General features: G+C 68.7%; 5 protein-coding genes. 4 read left to right on the top strand and 1 reads right to left on the bottom strand.

Annotated features, from left to right (window positions below; translation table 11 throughout):
- The first annotated feature begins 239 nt into the window (after positions 1–239).
- The 4 genes from ggt (at position 240) to OXF11_10660 (ending at position 3820) form a co-directional block, all read left to right on the top strand.
- On the top strand, positions 240–1805 hold the full coding sequence (gene ggt, locus OXF11_10675) for a gamma-glutamyltransferase (GenBank protein MCY4487562.1): 1566 nt from the start codon (positions 240–242) through the stop codon (positions 1803–1805).
- 74 nt (positions 1806–1879) lie between these two features.
- Positions 1880–2596 (top strand): iron-containing redox enzyme family protein, encoded by a 717-nt coding sequence (locus tag OXF11_10670; GenBank protein MCY4487561.1) that lies wholly within the window; start codon positions 1880–1882, stop codon positions 2594–2596.
- Between the two features lie 31 nt (positions 2597–2627).
- Positions 2628–3338 (top strand): iron-containing redox enzyme family protein, encoded by a 711-nt coding sequence (locus OXF11_10665; GenBank protein ID MCY4487560.1) that lies wholly within the window; start codon positions 2628–2630, stop codon positions 3336–3338.
- A gap of 50 nt (positions 3339–3388) precedes the next feature.
- Positions 3389–3820 (top strand): VOC family protein, encoded by a 432-nt coding sequence (locus tag OXF11_10660; protein MCY4487559.1) that lies wholly within the window; start codon positions 3389–3391, stop codon positions 3818–3820.
- A 9-nt stretch (positions 3821–3829) separates the two neighbouring features.
- On the opposite strand, the gene OXF11_10655 is transcribed toward OXF11_10660, so the two are convergent.
- Positions 3830–8866: hypothetical protein (locus tag OXF11_10655; GenBank protein ID MCY4487558.1), on the bottom strand; the 5037-nt coding region annotated here is incomplete at its 5' end.

Here is an 8866-nt window from a genome sequence, read left to right as displayed (position 1 = left end):
GGGAATCCAGGGGTGGCGAGGCGGGGAAACGCCCCTGTAGTGCCCCGCCACCACCCCTGGATTCCCGCTTCCGCGGGAATGACGACTCGGGGGGGCTCTGCGTCATCAGTTTTAACGCAGCCTGGGAAGCGGGAATGACGACTCGGTGGGTTGGCGCCAATTCTTGTCCGGACGCCGCTTTGAGACAGCTCGACAAGCGGGAATGACGGTTCGATGGGCGCGGTCTGAACGGAGAATTCATGGGCACGGTCATGGGCAGGAACGGCATGGTGGCCTGCAGCCAGCGGCTGGCGTCGTTGGTGGGCGTCCAGGTGTTGGCGGAGGGGGGCAATGCGGTGGACGCGGCGGTGGCCACCGCTGCCATGCTCGGGGTGCTGGAGCCCATGTCCATCGGCATCGGCGGCGATGCCTTCGCGCTCCTTTACATCGGCGAGACCGGCGAGATGAAGGCGCTGGACGCCAGCGGCCGCTCGCCCCACGGAGTTGATGTCGCGGCCTTCCGGAAGCAGGGCCTGGACGCGGTGCCGCAGACCGGTATCCACTCGGTGACGGTGCCCGGCGCGGTGCACGGGTGGGAGACGCTTCTGGAAGTCCACGGCACGCGCCCGCTGGGGGCGCTGCTGGAGCCCGCCATCGGTTACGCCGAGGAAGGGTTCCCGGTGAGCGCTTTCACCAGTGCGGAATGGCGCGGCCTGGAGGGCAAGCTCCGGAAGAACGAGGAAGCGGCGGCGGGCTACCTGGTGGACGGGCGCGCGCCCCGGGCCGGAGAGATCTTCCGGCAACCGGACCTCGCCCGTACGCTGCGCGGCATCGCCGAGGGGGGCGCGGAATACTTCTACCGCGGCGAAGTGGCGGAGAAGCTCGTGCGCTGCTCGCACAAGCTCGGCGGCGCCTTCGACATGCGGGACATGGAGGAGCATGCCTCGGAGTGGGTGGAGCCCATCCGCGCGTCCTACCGCGGCCATGAGGTGTACCAGTTGCCGCCGGCCACCCAGGGGTTCGTGGCCCTGGAGATGCTCCGGATCCTGGAGGGCTACGACCTCGGCGCGATGGAGCACAACGGCGCCGATCATCTCCATCTCTTCATCGAAGCCAAGAAGCGTGCGTTTGCCGACCGCGAGCTTTACCTCGCGGACCGCGACAGCATGACCGTGAGCTGGTGCGACCTGGTGGCGCAACCGCGCATGGCCGCGCTGCGGCGCGGCATCTCCATGGAAACGGCGGCGGCCCGCGTGGACGCCGCGCCGGTGGCGGGAGACACCGAGTACGTCGCCGTGGCCGACGGCCGGGGCAACCGGGTGTCCTTCATCCAGAGCCTGTTCATGGGCTTCGGTTCGGGCGTGGCGGTGGAGGACACCGGCATCGTGCTGCAGAACCGCGGCCACATGTTCTGCCTGGAGGAAGGGCATCCCAACTGCCTCGGCCCGCACAAGCGTTGCAGCCACACGCTCATGCCGGGCATCGTGTGCCGGGACGGGCGCCCGGTGCTGGTGGTGGGGCTCAAGGGAGGCCACGTCCAGGCCCAGGTGCAGAGCCAGATCATCAGCAACGTGGTGGACTTCGGCATGAGCGCGCAGGAGGCGCTGGACGCACCCCGGTTCAACCATCTGTCCGGCGTGGAAGTGGCGCTGGAACCGGGTGTCGCCGCCGGCGCCGTGAACGCCTTGCAGGCGCGCGGCCACCAGGTGGTCTCCGGGGCGCCCGAAAGCTTCGGCGGCGCCCATGCCATCGCCATCGAGCCGGACACCGGGGTTCTCATGGGCGGGTCGGATCCGCGCAAGGACGGCTGTGCCATCGGGTATTGAGTTGGAACGTGTCGTGGTCCCGCCAAGCATGCGACGGCTCGCGGGACGCCACACAGGAACGGGAGGGATCGAGCATGGAAGTTCATGAGTGGCGCAAGGCCATCGGCGACATCGTGCGGGAGCATTCGGCTTCCGACGTCGTGACCCGCTACTTCGACCTCAAGCAGACGCCGTTGCGCGCCCAGGTGATCGTCCGGGAGCTGGCCCATTTCATACGCCACCGCCGGGATTGCTGGGCGCACGTGTCCGGCAACTGCCCGGTCTGGTCGGTGAAGCAGAAGATCCTGCAGCACGAGTACGGCGAGGTGATCAAGGACGAGTTCAGCGAGCACGGCCACATCACCCTGATCCTGAACCAGGGCAAGCTGGTGGGACTCGAGCCCGAGGACATCCTGAACGCCGACCCGCTTCCCACCACCCGCGCCGTGCTCTACGCCTGGGGCTGGATCACGCGCGAGAAGCCTTGGCTGGAGGGGCTGGCGGCGCTCACGGTGACCGAGTGGGCCAACGACGACCGCCTGCTGGGGGACCACGGCGGCGGCCATTCCACCCGCATGGGCCGGCGCTGGAGCGAGGACATGGGCTTCAAGATGAAGGAAATGCCCAACTTCGACGTGCACTCCCAGGCCGACGAGGAGCACAGCGACATGTTCCTGCCCGACCTCGAGAAGCACGCCACCGGACCGTTGCAGGAAGAGGCGCTAGGCGCCGTCAGGGAGTCCATGGAGCTCATGACCATCTATCGCGCCGGCGTGCTGGAGGCCATGGAGCGCATACCGGCGGACGCCTGACCACAGGGCGGCAGGGAACAGGTACGATACGATGGATGCGACGGCGGCACGGTACGACGAGATGCTGAACCAGTTGACCCGGGACGCGTTCGCCGCCCCCGAGGTCAAGGAATTCTACGATATGCGGCTGACTCCGCGCCGGGCACGGATCATCGCGCAGCAGTTCGGCCTGTTCGTGCGCGGCCGGCGCTCGGCGTGGGCCTACCTCATCGCGCGCTGTCCGCACATGGAGGTCAAGAAGGAACTGCTGGCGCACGAGACCGAGGAGATGCTCTTCGACCCGCGTTGCGGTTGCGACCACTACACCTTGTGGGTGCGGCACGGCGAGGCCGTGGGCCTCACCGCGGACGAGGTGCACCACGCGCGGCCGCTGCCCACGACCCGGGCGGCCATCGCCGGCTGGAGCTGGCTCGCCTTCAACCTGGGATGGCTCGAAGGACTCGGCGGGGTGGCGGTGCTGGAGCGCGTCAACCTCGACCCGATCATTCCCGGCGGCGCGCACCAGACCCGAGCCCAGGAGCGCTGGATGACCGACCTGGGGCTGAGCGCGGAGCAGCTACCCAACTTCAAGCTGCACCGCGAGGCCGATACCGACCACAAGGGCCAGACCATGGATCTGCTGGCCAACTATGCCACGACGGAAGTCCAGTGGGAGGGTATCCTGGACGCCGCGCGGCAGTCGCTGGAGTTCTGGCAGGTGTTCCTCGGCGGTGTCGGCCGGGCCATGGAAGCGGCCGACTGACGGCGCCGGCTCCAGCCGGGAGCATGCACGAAAGAGAAGAAGGAGGACTCATGGCACGCTTGAGGCACATCGCCATCGCCACCAAGGATCCGGACAAGACCGCGGCCTTCTACCAGAAGGTGTTCGGGCTCAAGTTCATCAAGAAGGTGCCCGACTCGCCGCGCGGCGGCGGCGTGTTCCTCTCGGACGGGCACGTCAACTTCGCGTTCCTGAAATACCCCTCCGACGAGGCCGCGGACATGGTCGGCGGCGCCGACTACGAGGGGCTCCACCACATGGGTTTCCAGGTGGACGACGTCCAGGAGGCCAACGCGAAGCTGGACGGCACCGGGGCCGAGATCCTCGGCGACGCCGTCGGCTCCCACCACAGCTTCTACTTCGAGGAGAAGGTGCGCGGTCCCAACGGCGTGATCATGGACATCTCCGCCAAGGGCTGGGACCTCGAACCGCCGGTCCCCGCTTCCGCCAAGGAGAAGGCGTGACGTTCCAGGTCATGGAACTTCTTGCCGCAGCGCATTGGCGTTGCGGATAATCCGCATCAGTTCGGCGTCGGTTGGGTTCGGGCCGGCGGCGCGGCCGGCGAGGAGGATGCGCCGGAAGCGGCGCACTCCGCCGGTGTGGCCGTCTCCGACGAGATCCGCCAGGGTGTAGGCATAGTACATGACGAGCGCGTCGTCGCCGTCCACCGCCCCGTCCCCGGTCAGATCGCCGCGGGCGTGCGCGCGCCAGGCGTTGGCGTTGCGGATAATCTGCATCAGTTCGGCGTCGGTTGGGTTCGGGCCGGCGGCGCGGCCGGCGAGGAGGATGCGCCGGAAGCGGCGCACTCCGCCGGTGTGGCCGTCTCCGACGAGATCCGCCAGGGTGTAGGCGTAGTACATGACGAGCGCGTCGTCGCCGTCCACCACACCGTCCTGGTTGACATCCGGGGAGGCCCCCGGCGGCGCCTCTTCCCCGTCGTTGTCGACGATGGTGATGGCCACGCCCGGCGGCGAGGTCACCCCATCCAGCGAGGCAGCCCCGGAGATCGTGAAACTCCGGTCCCCTTCGTGACGGTCGTTGTCCACCGCCGTCAGGGTGACCTCGCGGGTGCTTTCGGTGGCGCCGGCCTCGAAGCGCAGCACGGTGTCGCTCAGGACATAGCCCCCGGCCAGGGCCGGATCGACGGCCGCCACCGAGATCGCTACCGTGAAGGGTTCGGCCACGGGCGGCGAGACCATGCCCCGCACCGTCACCACCCCGCCGTTCTCGCTCACGGAGGGCGCGGACAACAGCAGGAGGACCCGCGGGGCGCCGTTGCTGTCGGCGATGCGGACGGTGACCGCCTCGCCGAACGGGATGCCGTCCAGCGTGCCCGTCACGATCACGGTCTCTTCGCTCTCGGCCTGTTCATCTTCCACCGCCGTGAGCTCGGCGGAAACGCTCGCCGGCTCGAAACCGTTGCCTGCCGGCAGGATCAGGCGGACCGGCGACACGGTGTAGTCCTCGCCCGCGGTCGCCGTGCCTGCAAGGCTCAGCGATACCGTTCGCGCCTCGGGGAAGGTGGCGCCGTCCCCGGTGGACACAGTCACATTCGCCACGCCGCCGTTCTCCAGGATGGTCTCCGGGTTGACCGACAACACCAACTCCGGCGGCTCGTTGGCGTCCTCGATGGTCACCGTCGCGGTGCCGATGACGTCGTCGCCGCGCAGGGCCGACACCTCGATGGTCTCCAGCGGTTCGTACACGGCGTCGTTCAGCGCACCCACGACCGTGGACACGCTGGACGGCGCCGTGCCGATGCCCGCGGGCAGGACGAGCGAAGTGGCGTCGATGGTGTAGTCGCTCTCCGGCGTGGCCGTGCCCGCCAGGGTCAGGGTGATCGTGGTCGCGCTCTCGAAGGTGGTACCGAAACCGGTGCCGATGATCACCTCGGCGGTGTCGCCGCCTTCGACCAGGGAGTCGACGGAGACGGTCAGCTCGGGCTCCGGCGTCGCGTCATCGTCGGTGAGGAGGATGGCAGGCGTTTCGGTCACGCCGATGTCGAGGTCCCGCGGCGCCGTCGAGAGCACAAGCGTCTCGGTGCCTTCCCGTATGCGGTCCTGCCGCGGCGTGAGGGTGAACGTCGCGCTGCCGCTGGTGAAGTCGGCTGGAATGGTCAGGTAGAAGTCACTCACGGCGTTGAAGTCGACGTTCGCGACCGCGCCGCTCGTGCCGCCGCCCCCCAGCACCGAAATGTCGAATTCGGCCGGCGTCCGACGCGCTCCGGCATCGAAGGTCGCGGTCACCGTCAGTTCCGTCGGACGGGCGGCCTCGGAGACCGCGGCGGGCTCCACGGTCACCGTCACCGAGTTCGAGGCTTCGTCATCGTCCTGGAGCGTCAGGAGCGCCGCTTCCGGGGCGGCAAAGCGCGGATCCGATACGGTGCCGTTGATCCGTACCTGCTTGTCAGGCGCATCCACCGGGTTGTCCACCGCCGTCAGCAAGACCGTGCCGGTGCTCTCGGTGGCGTTGGCCGTGAAGCTCAGCGTGGCGCCCGCGAGGTTGAAGTCGTCCGCCACCGCCGGGGCCACGGCCTCCGCGCTCACCGTGACGTCGAAGGCGATCTCCGAGGGCGCCACCAGCGTTGCGGTCACCTCGCTCTCGCCGCCGTTCTCCGTGATGGCCTCCGGCGTGAGTGTCAGGGTCACCGCGGGCGCCGTATCGCCGTCGGTCAGCGTCAGGGTCTGCTGGGCGCCGAAGCCGATGCCGTCGAGCAGCGCCGACACCGTCACCGTCTCGTCGCCCTCGAACACATCGTCGGGCAGCCCCGTCACCGTGGTCCTCACCCAATCGGAGCCCGCCCCCAGCGTGAGCCGGGTATCCCCGATGGTGTAGTCCCGGCCCCGAATCGCGCTGCCGCCGAGCACGAGCTCGATCTCCCGGTCGTCGCCGAAGGTCGAGTCCGTGCCCGTCCTCACCGTCACCGTGGCCGTGCCGCCGTCCTCGGCTAGGGTGTCCGGCGTCGACTCCAGGGTCAGCGTCACCGCACCCTCGTCGTCGCGGATGGTCAGGTCCACGTCCGCGGGGGCGGTCACCCCGGGCGCCGTCACCGTGCCCGACACGGTCACCGTCTTGTCGTCGCTGTCCTCGCCGTTGTCGGTCGTCCGGATGGTGAGGGCGCCGGTGCTTCGAGGCGCGCCGGCTTCGAACGACAGCGTCGTGCCGTCGAGCACGAAGTCGTCGGCGTCGGCCGGAGCCTGCGCCACCGCCGTCACCGTGACGTCGAACGCCGCCGCCGCCACCGGCGATACCTCCGCGCTCACCCGGCTCGCACTGCCTTCGACCACCGATCGTGGGGTCAGCACCAGCGTCACCTTGGGCGCGTCCTCGTCGTCGTTGATGATGACGGTCCGGGCCTCGCCGAACTCGCTGCCGTCCACCGACCCCCTGACGACGATGGTCTCGCCCGGATCGGCCTCCTCGTCGTTCGAACCGGTAATCGTCGTGTCGACGGACGAAGGCGCGTTGCCCGCGCCCGCGGGCAGCACCAGCAAGGTCGAATCGATGGTGTAGTCGCGTCCCTCGGTGGCCGTGCCGGTCAGTGCGAGCGTGATGGTTTTCGGGGTGGGGTAGGTGGAACCGGAGCCCGTAAATATCCTGACGGTGGTCGTTCCGCCGTTCTCCGCGATGCTTTCGGGCACGACCGAGAGCACCAGCTCCGGCGGCGCGTCGTTGTCAATCACCGTGATCTCCACCGAGCCCGCGATGCCCACGCCGGCGGCACGGGTGGTGCCGGACAGCCTGAGCGTCTCGGCCGGTTCGTGGATGGAGTCCTCCACGGGTGTCAGCGTGAACGTCGTCGTCGTGCTGGTCACGCCTTCCGTGATGGTCAGCACGAAGTCGTCCACCGCCGTGAAGTCCGTGCCGGCGAGCGCAGCCGCTACGCCTGCGCCGGAATCCACCGACAGCCTCACCGCCGTAGGGGTTTGCCTCGCCTCGCCGCTCAGGGTGCCGGTGACGATGATCCGTGTGACGCCTTCACCTTCGCCCACTTCGGCGTCGTCCACCGACAGCATCACCGTGGTCGCCGCGATGTCGTCGTCCGTCACCGTCAGGGTCACCGGCTCTGGGGTCCGAATGCCCGGCAGAGGGTGATTGGGAAGCTCCTGATAGGTATCGACCTTGTCGAAGCCAACCACGACGCTTGTCATGGTGACTTCGGCGTCGCCGTTCGCGATCTGGTTGTCATTCCCGTAAAGAACCGGAGTGGGACGTGTTGGGAGGTACGAGGACGATCCGGCCGGGAACTCCACATAGAAGCAATGATGCCCTGAGGGGTTACTCCTTGCGAAGCGCGCGGACACTCTGACGCGTCCGCGCTCGGGTCCCGAGTTGCACACCCTGAGCCAGAATTCCACCTCCGCCGGCGGCGAGACCGTCCCCTTGATTTGGCTCCCCCCCTGCTCGCTGGTGGAAGCCTCCGATATGGTCAGCGGCTCAAGCACCAGCACCGGCAGTGACGGCGGCTCGTCGTCATTCACGCCGATGGTGATGGGCGCGCCGATGGGGGTCTCGCCGTGGGCCGCCGACACGGTGAACGTCTGGTCCGTCAGCCCTTCGTAGTTGGGGTCGTCGATGCCCGTCACCGTGGTGGAGATGGTCGACGGTGCGAGGCCGGAGCCGGCCGGCAGCGTCAGCCGCTTCGACCCCACCCGGTAGTCGCTGCCCTCCACCGCCGTGCCTCCTTCCGCCACCGCCAGCGTCACCGTCTGCGCCTCCTCGTACGTCGAGCCCGTGCCCGTGGTGATCTCCAGCGTGGCGCTGCCTCCGTTCTCTCCGATCCGCGTCGAGGTGGTCCGGAACAGCAGGACCGGCGCGCCGTCGTCGTCGCGCACGCGTACGGTCTGGCGCGTCCCCACCGCGACGCTCGTGGCCCCGGTGCCGCGCGTGGCGTCGATGAGGATCGTCTCCTCGTCCGCCTCGTCGATGGCGTCGTTCAACGCGGTCACCGACGTGCTGATGCGGGAATGGTTCATGCCCACGCCGGCCCGCAGCGTCAGGGTTTTCGACCGGACATCGTAGTCTTCGCCTTCCACCGCCGTGCCCGCGAGCGTCAGGGTGACGTCCTGGTCGGTGGCGAACGTGCTCGTGCCGTTGTCGGTGGTCACGGTCACCGTGGCGATCTCGTTGTTCTCGACGATGGTTCCCGGCGACACTCCCACGGTCGGCACCGGGGCGGCATCGTCGTCGGTGATGCCGACGGTCTGGGCCGTGCCGACGGCGTTGGTCCCGCGGGTGCCGCTGACCACGACACTCTCACCATCGTCGTCGATGATGTCGTCCACCGCCGTGATGGTGGCGGTGACCGTTGTCACCGCCTGCCCCAGACCCGCCGGCAGGGTGAGGGTCTTGCGATCGATCGTGTAGTCGGGGCCCTCCTCCGCCGCCGTCGGCGTCCCCAACCCCTCCACCGTCAGCTCTATGGTCTGTTCGTCCGGGTAGGTGGAGCACACCGCGGGGCTGACGCAGTCGTCCCCCGTGGTCACCGTCACCGTGGTCATGCCGCCGGC

This window comes from Deltaproteobacteria bacterium (assembly GCA_026712905.1).
GTDB lineage: Bacteria > Desulfobacterota > Binatia > UBA9968 > JAJDTQ01 > JAJDTQ01.
The sequence above is the reverse complement of the archived record's forward strand: the minus strand, read 5'-3'. Positions and strand labels throughout refer to the sequence as shown.

Coding starts and splice junctions, on each gene's coding strand:
- ggt (MCY4487562.1), top strand. CDS start 240: ATGGGCACGGTCATGGGCAGGAACGGCATGGTGGCCTGCAGCCAGCGG.
- OXF11_10670 (MCY4487561.1), top strand. CDS start 1,880: ATGGAAGTTCATGAGTGGCGCAAGGCCATCGGCGACATCGTGCGGGAG.
- OXF11_10665 (MCY4487560.1), top strand. CDS start 2,628: ATGGATGCGACGGCGGCACGGTACGACGAGATGCTGAACCAGTTGACC.
- OXF11_10660 (MCY4487559.1), top strand. CDS start 3,389: ATGGCACGCTTGAGGCACATCGCCATCGCCACCAAGGATCCGGACAAG.